8 protein-coding genes are annotated in these 20,101 nt (G+C 63.8%); 6 read left to right on the plus strand and 2 right to left on the minus strand.

Annotated features, from left to right (window positions below):
• Genes drmD through drmC form a run of 5 tightly spaced genes read left to right on the plus strand, consistent with a single transcriptional unit; the run spans nucleotide 1 to nucleotide 13,731 of the window.
• Nucleotides 1-3,195 carry a DISARM system SNF2-like helicase DrmD gene (gene drmD / locus GOPIP_RS22195; protein ID WP_050955311.1) on the plus strand — a complete coding sequence of 1,065 codons (3,195 nt, stop codon included), beginning with the start codon at nucleotides 1-3 and terminating at the stop codon, nucleotides 3,193-3,195.
• 59 nt (nucleotides 3,196-3,254) lie between these two features.
• A complete protein-coding gene (locus GOPIP_RS28590; RefSeq protein ID WP_244421202.1) occupies nucleotides 3,255-7,250 on the plus strand; it encodes an Eco57I restriction-modification methylase domain-containing protein in 3,996 nt (1,331 codons plus the stop codon).
• On the plus strand, nucleotides 7,247-10,963 hold the full coding sequence (gene drmA / locus GOPIP_RS28595; protein ID WP_006372058.1) for a DISARM system helicase DrmA: 3,717 nt from the start codon (nucleotides 7,247-7,249) through the stop codon (nucleotides 10,961-10,963). The genes GOPIP_RS28590 and drmA overlap by 4 nt, the downstream gene beginning before the upstream one ends.
• Nucleotides 10,956-12,995, plus strand: a complete 2,040-nt coding sequence (gene drmB / locus GOPIP_RS22210) for an MrfA Zn-binding domain-containing protein (protein WP_006372059.1) — start codon at nucleotides 10,956-10,958, stop codon at nucleotides 12,993-12,995. Before drmA ends, drmB begins: the two co-directional genes overlap by 8 nt.
• On the plus strand, nucleotides 12,985-13,731 hold the full coding sequence (drmC, locus tag GOPIP_RS22215; RefSeq protein WP_006372060.1) for a DISARM system phospholipase D-like protein DrmC: 747 nt from the start codon (nucleotides 12,985-12,987) through the stop codon (nucleotides 13,729-13,731). Before drmB ends, drmC begins: the two co-directional genes overlap by 11 nt.
• A gap of 42 nt (nucleotides 13,732-13,773) precedes the next feature.
• Here drmC and GOPIP_RS22220 read toward each other — a convergent pair whose 3' ends face one another.
• Nucleotides 13,774-16,851, minus strand: coding sequence for a DEAD/DEAH box helicase (locus tag GOPIP_RS22220; protein ID WP_035728712.1), 3,078 nt, complete (start codon nucleotides 16,849-16,851; stop codon nucleotides 13,774-13,776).
• A gap of 106 nt (nucleotides 16,852-16,957) precedes the next feature.
• On the opposite strand from GOPIP_RS22220, the gene GOPIP_RS22225 reads away from it, so the two are divergent.
• The gene (locus GOPIP_RS22225; RefSeq protein WP_006372062.1) at nucleotides 16,958-18,919 is read left to right on the plus strand and encodes a gamma-glutamyltransferase family protein; all 1,962 of its coding nucleotides are present in this window, start codon (nucleotides 16,958-16,960) and stop codon (nucleotides 18,917-18,919) included.
• Between the two features lie 158 nt (nucleotides 18,920-19,077).
• Here GOPIP_RS22225 and GOPIP_RS22230 read toward each other — a convergent pair whose 3' ends face one another.
• Nucleotides 19,078-19,983 (minus strand): PD-(D/E)XK nuclease family protein, encoded by a 906-nt coding sequence (locus GOPIP_RS22230; RefSeq protein ID WP_006372063.1) that lies wholly within the window; start codon nucleotides 19,981-19,983, stop codon nucleotides 19,078-19,080.
• Nucleotides 19,984-20,101 lie beyond the last annotated feature (118 nt).

The raw sequence follows: 20,101 nt of genomic DNA on the forward strand, positions 1-20,101 counted from the left end.
ATGAGCATCGACGTAATCCAGGATGATCGCGACCTCCGACGGCCGGCCTTGCCAGAAGTGCCCGAACCCGGCCGAGTCGTTGAGGTTCGCGGCGCGACCTGGGCCGTAGCGGACGTGCGCGATCAGGGACTCCCGCGCAGCCCCGCCGACGAAGGCCGACCGCAGACACAACACGTCGTCACCCTCCAGTCACTTGAGGAGGACCGTCTCGGCCAAGAACTGTCAGTCATCTGGGAGCTGGAGGTCGGCCAGACTGTCGTGCCAGACCAGGGGCTGCCAGACACGATCAACGCTGATGCCTTCGACGACCCCAACACGCTAGGCGCGTTCGTTGACGCTGTCCGCTGGGGCGCGGTCACCTCGGCAAGGGCCGACGCATTCCAGGCGCCGTTTCGCAGCGGTGCGAATGTTGAGGCATACCAGTTAGAGCCGCTGCGGCGAGCCCTGGAAGCTCCGCGTACCAATCTGCTGCTTGCCGACGACGTTGGGCTCGGCAAGACGATCGAAGCTGGCCTGGTGATCCAGGAGTTGTTATTACGGCATCGCGCACGCACTGCCGTCATCGTCTGCCCGCCCAGCCTGCGTGTGAAGTGGCGCGATGAGATGCGGGAGAAGTTTGGCCTCGAGTTCGTGATCGTTGACAGTCATCTCCTGTCCCAGGTCCGTCGCTCACATGGCTTGGCTGCCAACCCATTTCGCCTCTTTCCCCGAGTCATCGTCAGCATGGCGTGGCTACCTACCGTGCGAGCGCAGCGACTGTTGCGCGACGTGCTCACCGACGTAGCCAAACCGGGTGTCGCTCGGCGATACGCCTTCGACCTGCTGGTCGTTGACGAAGCACACCACGTGGCGCCCTCGAGCCCGAGCGCACTCGGAGGCGGTCGCGGTTACGCCGTGGACAGCCAGCGCACCATCGCAACTCGCGCGCTGGCCGAACGCTGCGAGCACCGACTCTTCCTGTCGGCGACGCCGCATAACGGCTACACCGAGTCCTTCACGGCATTGATGGAGATGATCGACGGGCGCCGGTTCAGCCGTGGTGCGGCACTGGATGAGACAGCACTCAGCGAGGTCACGGTTCGGCGGCTCAAGACACAGATCGAGGGCAAGAACTTCCACCCGCGCGAGATGAAGACTCTCGTCTTTGACCCCACCCCGGATGAGGAAGACGCTTTCACCCTGCTGCACGAGGTACTTACCGCCAGCGCCAGGCTTAACGGTCGCCGGTCGATGGATATCGTCGCCCTGCTACTGAAGAAGCGCCTCCTGTCCAGCCCATGGGCGTTCGCGCGAACGTTAGGTGCGTATGTCGCGGCGACGTCCGCCGGGCAGTTGCCGGAAGTCACCGACGATTACTACGCCGAGGTTCTCGGCAGCGAACAGACCGACGAGGAAGAAGGCTTGTTCGAGCAACCTGAGTTTGCGGCGCTGCGCCAGAGCAAGGGTTCTGACCCGCTGGTCGGCGCGATGTCAGGCGAGATCGACCAACTGCTCGCATGGGGTGAAAGCTATGAGCACAAGGCGAATTCGCGAGTGTCGGCCCTGCTTACCATGCTCGACGCTGTGTGCCGACCCGACGGCAAGACCTGGAGCAACGAGCGGGTTGTCGTCTTCACCGAATACACCGACACGCTCGCCTGGATCGTCAGCATCCTGCAACAGCAGGGGTATGCCGACGTTCTCGCGACGATCCAGGGATCGACCCCAGATGACGAGCGGGAGCAGATCAAGGCGCGGTTCACCGCGCCGCCGACAAAGGATCCGGTGCGAGTGCTCGTAGCAACAGATGCCGCCGGAGAAGGCATCGACCTGCAGGCTCACTGCCATCGACTGGTCAACTTCGACATGCCGTTCAATCCGTCCCGGCTGGAGCAGCGCATCGGACGCATCGACCGTTACGGCCAGCGATATACGCCGGAGATTTACTACTTCACGCCCAGCAGCGACGGCAGCATGCTTGCCGCGGACCTGCGGTTCATGCGCGGCATCGCCGAGAAGGTCGAGCGCGCAGGTGGCGACCTCGGCTCGATCAACCCGGTGATCGATCAGGACCTGCAGCAACGGTTCGGCGGCAAGGCACCGGTCGAGCGCCCCGCCACCAAGACAGAATCTAAGGGCGTCGCGGTAATCAATCGCACGATGTCTGGGGGGCTGGAGCTAAACAGGAAGCTGACCGAGCTCACCGAGAGCTACGCCGGGCAGAAGACTGCAATGCACCTGTCGCCGTTTAACGCACGCCGGGTGGTCGACACCGCCCTCCGGCTGGATGCGCAGCCGCCGCTGGTCGAGGTGGGCAGTGACATCACCGACGCCGACGTCTTCAAGGTGCCAGCACTCGGGCCGAAGTGGCAGGCCGCGCTCGCCGGCCTGGACACCAAGCTGGCGCCGGGCGAATTGCGCCCGATCACCTTTGCCGATGATGCGTTCGACGATGAGATGGACGAGGGGCGCGACGAGATTGTGCATGTCCACCTAGGGCATGCCCTATTGCAGAAGTCGGCACGACAGTTGCGCAGTGCACTCTTTGGCAGCAGTTCCCGCGTGCACAGGGTGACTGCGGTCGTGGTCCCAGACATCCCGGTGTCGTGTGTGGCCGCCGTATCCCGCGTCGTGCTGGTGGGGCGGGGCGGTCTGCGACTGCACGAGGAGGTCTTTGTGACCGGCATCCGCTTCAAGGGACAGGCCCTAGCCGAGGAGAAGGTCAACAACCTACTCGACCGTGTCCTCGACCGGGAGCGCCTGCAACTGGCCAATGACGCAGTCCGTGCGCACCTCAGCGACGAATGGAATGCCGCGGACTCCCGGCTTCGCGCTCGCTTGGAGACGGCGATGCGGCGCCGCGCCGAGACCCGACAGTCAGCCGTGACCGAGAACCTGAACACACGCCGCGACAGCGACCTAGCACGTGCGCAACAGATCTTCGCGGCTTTCCGCGCTAACCTGCGCGACTCGCTGCGTGACCTGCGCACCGAGGAAGAAGAGCAGCTAGCCATGTTGTGGTCGGATGACCAACAACGCCAACGTATTCGGGACATCGAGGCAATGGAGCGCCGCTTGCAAAGCCTGGACGAGGAGGAGTCGCGGGAGCTGGCCGGTATCAGGGACCGGTATGCCGATGTGCGGCCATTCGTGTCCGCAGCCGCAGTGGTCTTCGCGATCACGCCCGAGGACGCGCGTGAATGGTGTGACCGGTGATGGCACGACGATCGAGCGGCCCCACAGTAACGGAGTTACACAGGGCTTGGCTGGAGCTGGTGGATACCGACGGCCCGTTCATCGCCATTCCTGCGCTCAAGGAGGCTTGGCCGCAGGGCATTCCACCGCTCGCTGACGATTCGCGAGTCGCGCTCGCGGAAGCGAAGCCCGCATTTGACAAGGCGTGGGACGCCTGGGACCGGTGGCCAGACGATGAGGCGTCAAGGGCCGCCTATGCTGTCGCGCGAGACGCGTGGGTGCAAGTCGTGCTGCGGGACGTCTTCGGTTGGGGCGACCTGTGGTGTGTCGCCGCTGCGGCACCCGAGGCGGTAACTGCCGCTCGTGTGCGATCCGCAGAAGGCATCGTCGTCGAGCCGACGGCCGTCATGCGGCACGAGGACAACGTGGCGGCGCTCGCGTGGGTCATTGATCCGGTCGACGACCTGCGCGACCTGGTGGGCGACGGGTGGGCAAGCAGCCCGATCGACCGCATGGAGGCGATGCTGCGACACAGCGGGATTCGCGTCGGTGTGGTGACCGATGGTCGGTGGTGGGCCATCGTCAGCGCTGCACCGGGCACCATGACCGCGTCCGGCATCGTCGACGCGCTGACCTGGGTGGAGGAGCCCGCGACACGTAACGCGTTCGCCGCGTTGCTCGCACCGATCCGCCTGATAGGTGGACGCGAGGATCACCGCCTCCCAGCGCTTTTCGCCGATTCAGTACTCGCGGCCGAGCAGGTGACCGAGGCCCTTGGCGTCCAGGTTCGCAAGGCCGTGGAGCTTGTTGTCGCTGCCTTCGCCGAGAGCGCGGACGACGCGCATCGTCGCGGGGAGCCCAGCCCATTGCCCGACGACGGCGAGGTCATCTACGACGCAGTGGTTACTGTGCTCATGCGGGTGGTCTTCTTACTCTTCGCGCAGGAGCGAGGCCTCCTGCCGCAGGGTGACCTTTTCGAGGGGGCGTACGGCCTAATCGGGCAGCTCGACGTCCTCGACGGCCGGGCACGGGAGGAAGGCGAAGACTCCCTCGATGCGACCCACCTGACTTGGCACCGGCTACTAGCGACCTCCAGGGCGCTGTATGACGGGGCGTCCTTCGAGGACCTGCGGCTGCCCGCCTACGGCGGCTCGCTCTTCGACGCGGCACGTTTCCCGTTCCTTGACGCCCGCACCGATCGCGGCACTCTTGCTCTTACGGTGAGCGATCGGGTGATGTGGCGGGTCCTGCACGCAGTCCAGGTCGCGAAGCCAAAAGGCCAGGACGCCCGCCGAATCTCGTTTCGGGACATCGATGTTGAGCAGATCGGCTACATCTACGAGGGCCTGCTCGGTTACACCTGCCGCCGTGCTGACGAACTGATCGTCGGATTGCTCGGCACGGACGGGCAGGAGCCAGAGATCCCGCTCGCCGAGTTGGAGCGACTGGCTGAGCAGCACGTCGGTGAGGCGGCCATCGCCACGGCAGTGCGGGACTGGGCCAAGGAAGACCAACCGGCCAGCAAGCTACCGTCGGCGGCCAAACTCGCCAAGGCGCTGGCAGCGGGCGACACGGTGGAGGATGCTGAGCGCGCCGTGCGAGTCGTCGCACCGGACGACGCGGACCTTCGCGAACGCCTGCTGCCATGGATTGGCGCGATCCGCCGCGACCTGCGCGGGCGACCAGTCGTCATACCGCCCGGCGGCCTTGTCGTGGTGGAGACTCCCTCCCGACGCAACGCGGGCGCACACTACACGCCGCGGTCGCTCGCAGAAGAAGTCGTCGAGCATGCGTTGGCGCCGCTCGTCTATTCCCCCGGCCCGCATCAGACCGCGGATCGTACTCAGTGGGAACTGATCTCGTCTGATGACATCCTCGACCTGCGCGTCGCCGACATAGCATGCGGCTCTGGTGCTTTCCTCGTCGCGGCCGCGCGCTATCTCGCCGCTCGGCTCGTCGAGGTGTGGCACCGTGAGGGGCCTGCCACCATGTCGCCGAGCGAGTTGGAGACGGCGGCACGACGCAAAGTGGTCGCTCAGTGCCTTTATGGCGCGGACATTAACGCCATGGCGGTTGAGATGTGCAAGCTGTCGCTTTGGCTGGTATCGCTGGACCGCGACCTGCCGTTCTCCTTCGTCGATGACAAAGTGCTGCACGGCAATTCTCTGCTCGGTGTGACCGATCTGCGGCAGATCGAGGCGATGCACATCGATCCGCACGCGGTGGAGGCAGAGGGACTATTCGAGGTCAACAAGGCACGGCAGGTCGCTGAGCGGCTCGACGTCGACCACATCGTCGAGCGAGTGCGACGCAAACGGCGGCAGCTCGCCTCGGAGATCGACGATCGCGACCCGCAACGCACCGCAAACGCCAAGCGGCGACAACTCGCCGAGATCAACCACGACCTCGCGCAACTCCGGCACATCGCCGACGGGGTCATCGCGGCTGGATTACGGGTTGGCGGCAAACCAGGGAAAGCTCTCAACGAGGCGTACGACGACCTGCGCGTCGCCGCCGGCCGCGCATATCCGAAGTCTGGAGAAGGCGATCCAGCAATGCTTGACGCGCTGATCGCCAAGGGCCTCACGCCCACTGTGCCGACCGACTATGAGCGGTGGGAGCCGTTGCACTGGGCACTCGCCGTGCCGGATGTGATGGAGCGTGGAGGCTTCGACGCGATCATCGGGAACCCGCCGTTCCTGGGCGGCAAAAAGCTGACCGGCGCGATGGGCACCAACCTCCGAGACTGGTTCGTGAACGTGCTCGCGGACGGGACGAAAGGCAGCGCCGATCTGGTCGCCTACTTCTTCTTGCGTGCGACGAACCTGCTCGCCGGGTCCGGAGACCTGGGGTTGATCGCTACCAATACAGTTGCACAAGGGGATTCACGTGAAATTGGACTCGACCGGATGGTGGAGCGGGGCTTCACCATCACTCGCGGAATCCAGAGTCGGTCCTGGCCGGCCAGCAGCGCCAACCTGGAATACGCCGCAGTCTGGGGCACACTCGACAATGTCGCCACCGACGCGGCGCTCGTCTGTGACGACGTGCCTACCCGCCGCATATCCACGCTGCTTGAACCGGCCGGTCGGGTTAAAGGGTCGCCTGCCCGACTCGCGGAGAACGACCGTGTCTCGTTTATTGGCTGCTTCGTACATGGGATGGGGTTTGTGCTCGAGCCCCACCAGGCGAAGCAGTGGATCGCGGACGACCCACGCAACGCCGAAGTGGTGTTTCCCTACCTGAACGGCGAGGACCTGAATTCGCGTGCGGACTGTTCTGGGTCTCGCTGGGTCATCGACTTCAACGACAAGACTGAGGACGCGGCGAAGCAATATGCGGAGCCCTTTGAGAGACTCCGAACCTTGGTGAAGCCGGAGCGGCAACGTCAAAAGCCTGATGGAACCTACGCCTTGCGCAAGCCGCTTCCGGAGCGCTGGTGGCAGTACGCGGATAGACGGCCGGCCATGCGGACGGCGATTGCGGACCTCGACGAAGTACTCGTGATTGCGCTCGTCAGCAAGACCGTCATGACGGTGCGTGTCCCCACTGGCCAGGTCTTCAGCCATCTCTTGGGCGTGTTCGCGACCGAGTCGTTCGCAAACCAGGCCATGCTGTCCTCGTCGCTACACCAGCTCTGGGCTATCACCTACGGATCGACACTCGAGACCCGGGTGCGATACACACCATCCGACGTGTTCCTGACGTTCCCACGGCCCATGGCTACTGGCGACCTCGACCGGATCGGCAAGTCGTTGGACACCGAGCGTCGCGAGATGATGCTGCGCCGCGATCTCGGACTCACCAAGATCTACAACCTGGTGAATGACCCTGACATTACTGACTCTTCGGATGCCGATGTCGCGCGGTTACGGCAGATTCATGTCGAGCTGGACGAATCGGTGATGGCCGCATACGGCTGGGATGATGTGGCGCTCGATCACGGCTTCCACACCTACCGGCAGATGACCCGGTGGACCGTCTCCCCTGCGGCACGGGTCGAGATCTTGGACCAGCTCTTGGAGGAGAACCATCGGCGAGCCGCGCTCGAGAAGGAAGTAGGTGACGACGAATGACGGCCACAACGCCAGGTCGCGCGAACCCACCGTACGAGCTGACGCATCAGCCGGACGGCACCTCGTGGACCGCACGGGAGAACCTCGCCGACATCCTCACCCGGGAGCTGCTCGGGCCGGACAGCGGAGACGAGGAAGTGCTCGACGTCCCGCCGGACTCGAGGTATCTCATCGGCCGCATCGCGCCGGTGCGGCTGACCGACGAACCTGAAGTGCCATCTGTGGATGATGACGACGCCGACAGCACCGTCGACCTCGGCGACGACCTCGACGCGCTGGAGAGCCGTGGCGTGCCGATGACCACCGTCGACGACAGCACGATCGACGCCGACGAAGACAATGGCGGCGATCGCGACGACGAGCCAGTCAAACGCGGGCTGATGATCCCCGCGTCCATGGGGTTGCGCTTCCAAATCCCCTGCGACCTGGCCAGTTTCACCATCAGGGCGTCCTGGGGTGTCTACAACCCCGAAGCCACCGGCGAAGTCACGGCAGCCGGGCGCGCCATCCGCCGCTTCCGCCGCACACCTGTCGACATATCGAAAACGATTGCGGTCGCGGACCTTACATCCGGCACAACTCACGAGGTGACGCTCGATCACGACGTCAAGCTCCGTATTGACACCTATCGGGACGACGCGCTCAACCGACTACTTGTCGAGGTGGCACTCTGCAACGACCAGGAGACGCCGCGGAAGATTCCGGTAAATGCCTGGCTCTTCCAGACACAGCTCTACGTCGAGGCTGGTGGCGCGGCCGTCTTCCTGCCCGTGTATGACGTCACCGTCGACGAACGCCTGGAGCCTGATACCGAGCTCAGCCGACTCAATCTGCAATATCGCGACCGGTTGGAGTTTGCGATCGGCCGCACCTGCTCCGCCGACTGGACCGTCCGCGCCGGAGAGCGCCGGGCGACCCAGGTGCGCACCACCTGGCTCCCAACGTCCGAAACTCCGCAGACCCGCGCAGTCGAAGTCGAGGACGCAGTCCTCGATATGACCAAGCTCGCCGATGCGACTACGGCAAACCTGCGAGCCGGACTCGCGCCGATCGTCACGGCATACGGCGGCTGGCTCGATGAGCGCGAAATTCAGGCGAAGGCGCTGCCTGCGCACCTACGGGACGAAGCACTCGACGCGGTCAGCGAAGCCCGCAGGGTGCACAAACAGCTCGCCGACGGTGTCAACTTCTTGCTTGACAACGAGGAAGCAGTGCGCTGCTTCGGCTTCATGAACAAAGTGATGGCGGAGCAGCGCATCCATACCCAGATTGCAGAAGCTCGAGTCAAAAACCCGACGCTGAGTGTCAATGCGGCACGGCAGCAGGTACTCGAAAATGGGCCAAAGGCACACTCCTGGCGCACCTTCCAGCTCGCGTTCGTGCTCATGCAAATCCGGGGACTGTGCGAGCCATCGACGCCGCGCCGCGCCGGCGATCTGGCTAAGGTCGAGCTGCTCTTCTTTCCCACCGGTGGTGGCAAGACCGAGGCCTATCTCGGCCTCGCCGCGTTCACGTTCGCGATCCGCCGCCGGCAGGGGCTGCTCGACACACCGGACGGGCTACTTGACGGCTCGGCCGGGGTAGCCGTGCTGATGCGGTATACGTTGCGGTTGCTCACCGCCCAGCAGTTCCAGCGTGCCACCACCCTGATGTGTGCAGCCGAACTGGCGCGCTGCGATCGCCCCGACCTATGGGGTGAACAACCATTCCGGATCGGGCTGTGGGTCGGCACGAACGTTTCGCCTAAACGGGTCGACGAGGCTGCCGCCGAACTCAAGCGAGTCAACGAGGGACGTGGACACCGTCTAACGGTGCTGCAGATCCAGCGGTGCCCCTGGTGCGGCACACCTATCACTCCGGCGTCGGTGCGCATCGAAGACACCTTGCGCCGGGTCCAAGTTTTCTGCGGGGATGATCGAGCCGGCTGTCCTTTCGCCGACGGCGGCGCCGTCGACGGCGGACTCCCTGTGCTCACCGTCGATGAGGAGATCTATCGCCTGGTCCCAGATTTCGTGATCGCTACCGTCGACAAGTTCGCCCGCCTCGCCCGCGAAGGTGAGGCCGCATCGCTCTTCGGTTATGTGTCGCGGCGCTGCGACCGGCACGGCTACGTCCACACCGACTACCGTCAGTGCGACATCAAGGACGGCAGCAAGCACCCGTCCAAAGGGCGCCACCCTGCAGCGGCCGTCCACCCGGCAACTCGCCTGCGGCCACCGGACCTGATCATTCAGGACGAGTTGCACCTGATCACCGGGGCGCTCGGCACCACGGTCGGTCTCTTCGAGGTCTCCATTGACGCACTGACGACCTGGCACACCCCGGACGGAGCGGTCGCCAAACCGCTGATCGTCGCCTCGTCAGCAACCGTCCGCAACGCCGCGGACCAGGTGCGCGGGCTGTATGGCCGCGGAGTCACTGTGTTCCCACCACAAGTCATCGACGCCGGAGAAACCTTCTTCTCCACGGAGGTTCGGCCCTCCGCTGACGCACCGGGGCGACGTTACATCGGCATCAGCACTACCGGCGTGCGCCTCACCAACGCCGAGATCCAGGTCGCGCAGGTGCTGATGGCGGGTGCCCAGGAACTCATCGATTCCGACGGCGACGCCGCCGACCCCTATATGACGCTCGTCGGCTATTTCAACGCCACCCGAGAGCTGGCGGGCATGTCCCGATACATGCAGGACGATATCCAGACTGCACTGTCGAAAGGGCGGCCCGGATCCGCGCTACCCAGGCGCGTCGGGACGGAATACGGCTCCCTCAACCTGGATGAACTCACCTCCCGCGTCTCAAGCGCCGACATCACCCGCACGCTCGACGACATGGCTACGCCGTTCGACCCCGCATTCGACTCGACGCTCGCCCGCAAACGCCGCCGAGAGGCACTGGCCCGCCACGAAAAGGTGCCGAACCGGAAGATCAACCCCTATGACGTCATCCTCGCAACCTCCATGCTGCAGGTTGGCGTCGACGTCACCCGGCTTGGCCTGATGCTGCTGGTCGGCCAACCCAAGAACACCGCCGAATACATTCAGGCATCATCTCGCGTCGGACGAAATCCACAGAAGCCGGGACTCGTTGTTACACTTGGCAACTGGGCGCGCCCTCGAGACCTGGCGCACTACGAGCAGTTCCGGCATTACCACGAGACCTTCTACGCCCAGGTCGAGCCACTGTCGGTGACACCATTCTCCGTGACGTCCATGGAGCGCGGTCTCGACGGGGTCCTGGTCAGCGCCGCCCGGGTATTGCAGGCCGCCACCGCCAATGGGCTGTCTCCGGAGAAGAGCGCTGGACGGGTTGCAGCGGAACGGCCGTTCCTTGAGCAACTGATCGAGGCGCTGGTCGCTCGCGTCCGGCGGGCATCAGACGAGCCATCTGCCGACCGCGCTCGGGTACGGCTACTCAACCGGCTGGACCAGTGGGACAAGCGCCGCACCACGCTCATCGACCAACAACTCTCACTCGCATACGAACGCATCGCGGACACCAGCCAGTTTGGCACTCTCATCCGCAGCGCCGAAGAGACGCGGTCACGCAGCGACGCGAACGACGGGGCACCCTTCATCGTCGCCAACTCGATGCGCGAAGTGCAGCCCGAGATCAACCTGCTGGTCAGCCCGATCAAGGAGAACCTGTACTACAAGCCGCCTGTCACCGCACCGACCTGGGCGGCCCAAGTGAACACGGGAGCCAACGATGACTGACTCGTCCGGCGTGATGTACGACGCGACCCGACCTCTGGACCCGATGGGCGACGCCGAAACTCTCGAAAAGGACGGCGCGCGAAAGAACTTCGCCAAGGTAGGTTCCGCCCGGCCGTCATCATTGCTCTACACCTATGGCCCTGGCTCGATCATGGATTTGCCGCACTTCACGGTCATGCCGTCCGGGTTGGACGACTGGGATCGCGTCTGGAAGAGACGTGGAGGTATCCCGACCGTGCATGCTCCTCGCCTACTCGAAGTGGTCCGCGTGATGCTCGGCTCGCAGGTGGGCGAGTTGCGGCCCTTCCCGTGGGAACCGAAGCCGACGATCTTCTCTCAAGGGGGCCGCGATCTCGGTGTGCCTGCCCGTGTCTTCCCACAATGGATGCGCTGCACGGGTTGCGACCGGCTGGCACCTATCAGCGTCTTCGATTACACCAATACCAAACCTTTTCGCACTGACGAGGCGATTTTCGAGCACTCTCCGTGCCACGGTCGTCGTGGTCGTATCGCGAAGAAGGGCTCGACCCGCCGGCCCGTCGTGCCTGCGCGCTACCTGCTGGCGTGTGTGAACGGCCATCTTGACGAGTTTCCCTACGACTGGTGGGTGCATGAGGGCAGCCCGTGCTCTAAAGCGGACGTCCCGGTGCTCAAGATGCGTGAGCGCGCAGGCGGCAAGGGGGCGAGCGCCGTCATCGTTTGCGAGTCCTGCAACGCCACCCGTCCGATGAACGAAGCCCAGGGCGTCGCCGGCCGAGCGAAACTTCCCCAATGCCGTGGGCGACTACCGCATCTCGATGGATTTGCCGGTGGCAGCTGCACCGCCGAACCACGTCTCATGCTGGTCGGTGCATCGAACCTGTGGTTCCCGGCGACGCTGTCGATCATCGATATGCCCCGCCTGGACCCGAAGGAACGGCTCGCCGACGAGGCCGATCGGATCCGAGTAGCGCTTGGGGATGACCTAGCTGCGTTCGCCGGTCAGATCTCTGTCATACGCGCACTGCTCAAAGCGCGCCAAGTTCACAACGACGATTGGTCCGACAGCCAGTTGCGGGAGCTCATCGACGCGGCGCTTAGGCCACCGATGAGCGAAGACCAGCGCCAAGAGAAGAAAGAACGCTGGGACCCGATCGACCTGCTCGTGCCGGAATGGCGCTATCTGCAACGAGATCCGGCGTCGGATTTCCATACCGACGAACGCAGTGGGTTGACGCTATCGCCTCGTACGGTCGCGAACGACATGCCAGCCGGCGTATCTCGAGTCCTAGCGGTCGACCGGTTGCGGAAGGTCAACGCCGTCGTTGGCTTCACCCGCATCGACGAATTGGACCGCGTCAATGACGTGACCAATCGACTTGTCTCGCTGACCCGGACCGACCGCCCGAAATGGACCGTCGCCACCGAGGACCGCGGCGAGGGAGTTTTCCTTCAACTGGACGAGGACTCGGTGCGAGCCTGGGAGGATCGGGTCGCGTCAAGCGAGCTGTGGGCTTCCCATAAGGCCGCGCACCGACGAAACTTCGAGCGTCGATTCTCTGAAACCGCTGAGGTCGTCAACCCAGAAGAACGGATGCGGCCACCGCGGTATTGGCTGCTGCACACCCTCGCCCACTTGCTCATCCGAGAGATGGCGATGGATTCCGGCTATGGGGCTGCCAGTTTGAGCGAGCGCATCTACGCGTGGCGCGGCGACGGCGCTCGGCCGGCCGCGGCCGGAATACTGATCTGCACAACGGCCTCCGACAGCGACGGCACACTCGGCGGGCTTGTGCGGCTGAGCGAGGCTGACCTGCTGGCCGCTATCGTCCGTGGGGCGCTGCATCGGGCAGGGCGTTGTTCCTCGGACCCGGTATGCGCTGTCCGCACTCCACACGATCCCGAAGACTTCCTACATGGCGCCGCATGCCACTGCTGCGTGATGGCCTCCGAAACATCGTGTGAGCGAGCCAACCGCTTCCTTGACCGGCGATTCCTGCTGGCTCTGCCTGGGAGTGATCTCGGTTTCTTCGGCAAGCCCGATGACTGGTGAGGCAGTGGCCTGTCGCGAGCTGGCGACCTACCTCACCGGCAGCGAGGCAAAGGAGCTCGCCGATCGGATCGGTGACGGTGAGACGCTCAGCAGTGCCATATCCGTTATCGGTTCAGCACGCCGCACACGCGTGCGTGAACTATTGCGCGCGGCCGGCCTGGGGCCTTCGTCCATCTCGCTGAGCGTCGCCGTGCTGCGCTCCATCGAGGGCTCCCACGACCGACGTACGTCGATCACCCCGGTGTGGACTGCACCGGACAACCTCGCACAGCACGGTCAGCTAACCGCATCGGTCCACCATTACGTGACGCGGGCCCGTGAATCCGTCGTTTGCTCAACGTTCAACTTCCAGCGATCGTCGGCGCTCTGGGAAGCGCTGGCCGCCACAGCGAAGCGGACCGAGGTTGATGTCCGGATCTACATGGACACCGACGCCGCAGACTCGAATCCCGCCGCATGGAAGCCAACGACACAACAGGTCGCGGATGAGATGGGCGGCGCAATCGTGTTGAGAACAAAGCGAATCGATGACTCTCTGGTGCGCAATCATGCGAAGTTCATTTCGGTCGACCACCAATTTCTCGTGGTTACTAGCGCGAACTTCTCCAAAAGCGCGGAACGACACAACGTCGAACTAGGACTGGTCATTGAGAATCCGATCCTGGCTGAGATGGTCGAGCGGCAGATGCACACTCTCGATTCGGACCTATTCGAGGTGGTGCGGTCTCAGCGCTGACGCTGCAAGACGCCCGCTTAGTTTAGTTCTAATGGGAAAAACTCAACTCGCCACCACCGACCCGCTCTCAAACACATCCACCGGCATCGCCCGACGCAGCCTCCACGTGATCGCGATCGGCCGTTCGCCTTGGTGGCTCACGTAGTCAACCGGACCGAGGAAGATGAACGGCGCCGCTCCGAAGTCTCCGTGGGGTCGGTCGCGGACGAACAACATAACGTCGCAACCATTGGTGCGCTGCTGCACGAACCGTCGACCCATATCGGAGTCGATTGCGGTGTTGTTGGGTGATTCCCAGTGGAATTCGGTGCGTGAGATTGGATAGTCGCGGTACATCGTGCTGGGGCTGAACTCGCGTTCGTCTTTGTGGAGGTTGACGAACAGCGCACAGGTCTCCCCGCTCCAGGTCACGCCGCCCGCCTGTCCGCGCGCCTTTCGCTGAAGGTTGGCGAAGCCGACGGCGGCCAGCACTTCTTCGCGGCGGTATTGGGCGTGTGTGAGCAACGGTAGTTCCGGGTCGATGTCGTCGGCTGCGCGCGGGACGTGGCGGATGCCGTGGGTGGACACCTCGAGCAACTGCTGAATCTCTGTGCAGATCGCCGGATGGTTACGCAGATACTCAAACCCTTGCTCGTAGCTTGCGAATCCACCGAGATCAGACCACAGCGTGAAGAAGAGCATGCGAGCCAGCGTCTGTTCGCGGTGGTTCAGGTCGTCGTAGCTCGGTCCGTCGACAGCTGCGAGTCGACGGTAAACCGTCGCGCGTTCAAGGTCGTCGACGTGGGCGAGCGCTCGCACGCGCTTGAGTAGTGCGTCCTCTCCCGGCCCCGGGTCTGGTGTAGCCAAGTGGGCGTCGCGAAGAAGAGGCGTCCACGCGCGGGTGCCACTACCGGAATAGATGTCAGCGAGGTCGCCGCCTGTGGCATGCAGGTAGTCACCGAGAATGGCAGAGTTGACTTCGCGCACCGATGCAACGAGCGCCGACCGCCTGTTCTTCGGTAGCGCGTACTTGACCGAGTCGAGCACGATGTCTTGAGATTGACGGTCCAGCACCAGCCGGCTCGCGCCGGGTAGGAAGGGAAAGCCGTCACCGATCTCATCGACGAGGTGTTGGCCGCGGACGCCGGTGAGAGCGGTGAAGCGGGGAGCGAAGTTGAACTCCGCGCGTTGATGGCCGATGAAGTCGAGCACCGTCAAGACGGCTTTGCCTGCGCTGCGTCGCAATCCTCGGCCGAGCTGTTGAAGGAACACTGTCGCGCTCTGCGTCGGGCGCAGCATAAGGAGCGTGTCGACGTCGGGAATGTCGATGCCCTCGTTGAAGATGTCGACTGCGAACAGGCAACTGATCGATCCGCGCCGAAGGTCGGCAAAAGCTTGCGCGCGTTCGGCACTCGGTGTGTTGGCCGAGATGGCGGCTGACGGAATACCCTGCCGTGAGAACTCGCGGGCCATGTAGATCGCGTGCGTGATGGATACGCAGAATCCGAGGGCGCGCATGGAACGCGGGTCGGTTACGTAGTCGCGAACCGCGTTCAAGACGAGGCGGGTGCGAGCGTCGTTGCCGGTGTAGACGTTCTCGAGGTCGTTCTGGTTGTAGTCGCCACGTGACCAGGTCACGTTTCGTAGGTCGGTGTTGTCGGCGACGCCGAAGTAGTGGAACGGGCACAGGAGGTCCTGTTCGAGGGCATCCCATAGTCGCAACTCGTAGGTGGGCCGTCCGCCGAACCAGCGCAGAATATCGAGCATGTCGGTGCGTTCTGGAGTGGCTGTGAGACCCAGCAGCTCTCGGGGTTGGATGCGATCCAAGAGCCGTGTGTACGTCGACGCTGCGGCGTGATGGAACTCGTCGACGACCACCACATCGAAAACGGTTGGATCTATGTCGGCGGCACCGCGCCCACTCAAGGACTGGATACTGGCGAACACGTGCCGCCACTCGGTAGGACGGTGACCGTCAACAAACAGCTCACCGAAACTACCGTTGCCCAGGACTTCCCGGTACTTGCGCATGGACTGTTCGAGGATCTCCTTGCGATGTGCGACAAAGAGCAGACTCGGTGACAATCCAGACTCTTGGCAGAGGCGTCGGTAGTCCAATGCCGCGACAACAGTCTTGCCGGTTCCCGTTGCCGCGACGACGAGGTTGCGGTGTTGTCCATGCACCTCGCGCGCCACGGATAGTGCTTCGAGGATCCGTTCCTGATGCGGATACGGCTGAACGTCCAACCCTGACACGGTGATGGTCTCGCGGCCAGAGCCAGATCCGCCGGCTTCCGCCAGAGCTGTATCGAGTTGGTGCGCATCGGTTGTCGGGTCGTAGGGCTTGAATGCTGAGTCGTTCCAGTACGTGTCGAACGTTGCTTCAAACTTACGTACCAGCGTTGGCGTGCTGATACCAGAGATGCGAACGTTCCATTCGAGGCCGTCGACCAGCGCTGAGCGCGACAGGTTGGAACTGCCCACATATCCGGTCTCGAAACCTGAGTTTCGTCGAAACAGCCAGGCTTTCGCATGCAGCCGCGTAGACGCGGTCTCGTAGCGGATGCGGACGTCGGCCCCGTACTTGGTCACTAGATCGTCGATGGCGCGCCGTTCGGTGGCGCCCCGGTAGGTCGTAGTGATCACGCGTAGAGGGACGCCACGTTCTCTCAGTGCCCGAAGCTCACGGCCGATGACCGCGATGCCGGCGAAACGGATGAACGCACAGAGGAGGTCGACCCGATCAGCGCTCGCGAGCTCCAGAGCGATCTCGCTGGCCATGTTCGGCTCATCGCGAGTGTTCGTCAGTAGAGCGACTTCGGCGATCGGTGTTGCCGGGCGACGCGGAGCTGGACGAGTCGACTCATGAAGCGAGGTGAGAAGATCGCGGCGCGACACCGTGTCCACGCCCCCATCGATCAACTGCGTGATGATCGCGTTGGCGGCGTCGCGCCGATCGTCCTTGTCGACGAGACGAAGGTGTCGCTCGACGACGGCAGCGATGTGCCGTGCGTAGACGTGCGGTTCGTCGTCCGGTGTGATGCGGGAGAACTCTGCGGCCAGAGCGGACTCGGCAAGCCTGTGGTCCAGGGTCTCCGTCACGACAGACTCGTAAATGCCAGGAACGAGCGGATCGGTCACGATTGGGAGTAGATCACGAGTGGCCGACACCTATAGGCCGAACTCGCCCTTGCTGCGTTTGTCGACTGCAGCCGTACAACCAGGCCACGGTCTAGGGTTGACACGCATGCGCCGTCCACCTCGCACCACCCACCTGCTGCGGGCCGCTGCTCTAGTCGTCGCCCCCGCGCTCATTTTCGCCGCCTGCTCGACGGACAACTCGGACTCGACCGCGAAGCCCGTGACCTGCGGAGAGATTGCGACCGGCACCCAACTCGACGCCAGCGGTTCCCCGCAGCCGTCGGCCGACATCTCCACCCGCCCCGAGACCGCCACCGGCTACCGCACCGGCATGCAGCCCGTGCAGACCGACTCTTACGCTGCTGCGACCGCCAATCCGCTCGCCACCCAGGCGGCCTGCGATGTGCTGCGTGACGGCGGTACCGCCGCCGATGCGCTCGTCGCCGCGCAAACGGTCCTCGGACTGGTCGAGCCGCAATCGTCGGGCGTCGGCGGGGGAGCGTTCGCCCTCTACTACGACGCAGCCAGCCATTCCGCCAGCGCCTTCGACGGCCGCGAGACCGCGCCCGCCGCGGCCACCGAGGACTACCTGCGCTACATCAGTCCCACCGATCAGCGGGCGCCACAGCCGAACGCGCGGGCATCAGGTCGCTCCATCGGAGTGCCCGGTGCCGTGCGGATGCTCGAGCTGATGCACAACCAGTACGGGCGGACCTCGTGGAAGTCGCTGTTCGATCCGGCGATACAACTGTCGGACAACGGCTTCGACATCTCGCCTCGTCTGGCAGCGGCGATCGCCGACTCGGCAAAACAACTCTCCGTCGACGACGAGGCGCGCAGCTACTTCCTCAACCCCGACGGCACACCCAAGACCACCGGGACCCGTCTGACCAATCCGGCCTACGCCAAGACCCTCGGAGCGCTCGCCACCGACGGCGCGCAGGCGCTCTACACCGGACCGATCGCGCAGGCCATCGTCGAGAAGTCCGGATCGACCGCCGCCGGCATGACGCCCAGCCTGATGACCACCGCCGACCTTGCCAATTACCAGGCCAAGCGCCGCGACCCGGTCTCCACCGACTATCGCGGCTACCGCATCGTCGCAATGCCCGGCCCGTCGTCGGGCGGCATCACCGTCGCCTCCACCATGGGTATCCTGTCGAACTTCGACCTGCCGGCCATGGGACCCACCGACGTGAACCGCGACGGCGGACGACCGAACCCAGCTTCCGTGCACCTGGTGGATGAGGCCGAACGCCTCGCGTACGCCGACCGTGACAAGTACGTCGCCGACCCCGACTTCATCCCGCTCCCCGGCCGCGGCGTGGCCACCATGCTCGACCCGGCCTACCTCAAAGGGCGTGCCGCATTGATCCGCCCGAATACCTCGCTCGGCGAGGCCCAGCCCGGCAACCTGGGCGACGTCCCGCTCGGCTCCTATCCCGGTACCGAGCATGGCACCAGCCACATCACTGTCGCCGACCGCTACGGCAACGTCGCCACGATGACCACCACCGTCGAGTCGGCGTTCGGCAGCTTCCACATGGTCGACGGGTTCATTCTGAACAACCAGCTCACCGATTTCTCTGCCGAACCCCGCGACGCCTCCGGTGCGCTGCTGGCCAATCGGGTGTCGCCGGGCAAGCGCCCGCGCTCGTCGATGGCGCCGACGATCGTGATGAGACCCGGCACCAATGGCGCCCCGGACACTCTCGTCGGTGCACTCGGTTCGCCCGGCGGATCGGTGATCATCCAGTTCGTCGTGAAAACGCTTGTCGGCATGCTCGATTGGAACCTCAACCCGCAGCAGGCGGTGTCGATGATCGACTTCGGCTCGGCCAACACGCCGGTGTCGAACGTCGGTGGTGAGCATCCGTTGGTCAACACCGCCGACGACGGCGCAAACGATCCACTCGTCGCGGGGTTGCGGCAACGCGGTGAGCAGGTGTCGGTGGCCGATCAGTCCAGCGGACTAAGCGCCCTGTGGCGATCGGGAGGCGGATGGATCGGCGGAGCCGACCCTCGACGTGAGGGAGCGGTGATGGGCGACGGGGCGCAGGTGAAGTAGCACCGACGAAATCGATGGCCCGCAGCATCAGGCCGCCGATACGATCGCTCCTCACCGACAGGAAGGGGTGACCCAAGTGGAACTACCCACATCAGGCCGGTCCACTCAGCTCGTCACCGCGAGGCCGACCAGGGCGTCGACAATGCGCAAGGACCAGATCAGTCATTGTCAGGCAGATCGGCCTGGTATCGCTTGGCAAGCTGAACCAGTTCCCCCACAGTCAGATCGGGCATCTTCAGGTATTTGTAAATGAAGTCGGGGTCGTAGCGGTTGAACGTATCGTTGGCAGGGACAGTATCGCGCACCGACAAGCCAACGATTTCTGCGAGACTGCCGAAGTCGAAATATTGTCGATTCTCGAGACCCCACCTACTCCGAGCGGCCCGCAAATCCTCTGTCCTACCATCAAGGTGCGGTAGGACTGCAAAGAGGCGAAACTGCTGTCCCTGGACCTGCCAGCCAACCCGCACATCGTCGTCGCCCGAGCCTATCGAGTACGTGAACTCGACGATAGGCGTCGCACGGGTAAAGCCTGCACTCGCCGAACGTGAAGTCTCGGAGCTGGGGATCTGCTTGTCGATGAAGTTGGACACGTATAAGGCTCGCAGCTTCGAGACTGCCGTCATCAGCTGCTTGTCATCGGCTTCTGCGGCCCAGCCAGAAATGAAAACTGGCTCCGACTCGTCGTCAATTTGGAGTAGGTCGGCCAATTTCTGCAGCTGTTGCGCGAGTTGGACGTATCTCCTGGCAGTCTCGAGTTCATAGCTCTGACCGGAGGGGAATTGTGAAGCCAGACGAGCGGCTAGTTCTCCGTAAGAGACGAAGTGCCAGTCTACGTCCGGTTCACCGACGGATGTGTACTTTCTCCAGCCCGGGTCACCGAGACTGAGCAAAATAGCACGTGTCTCCGGCCCGAGCGTTTTCAACTTACGGATTTTCTGAGCATAGCCGTCAAGCTGATCCTGACGCGGGATTGAGAAGACCTTGTTCTCGACTACCAGCGGAGGCCGGTTTGTCCACGAAAGGACAAGGTCGAGGTGTTGCCACTCCCGCTGCGCTCTCATACATTCGAGTTGCAGAGGAACCGCTTCTTCACCGATTAATTGATCGAAACGGGTCCGACATTTTCCGGGAATTCGTCGCAGAGCCAGGCGAGTAGGTTGGAGTGGAACAGCTCACGAC

Source organism: Gordonia polyisoprenivorans NBRC 16320 = JCM 10675, from assembly GCF_000241325.1.
GTDB classification, from domain to species: domain Bacteria; phylum Actinomycetota; class Actinomycetes; order Mycobacteriales; family Mycobacteriaceae; genus Gordonia; species Gordonia polyisoprenivorans.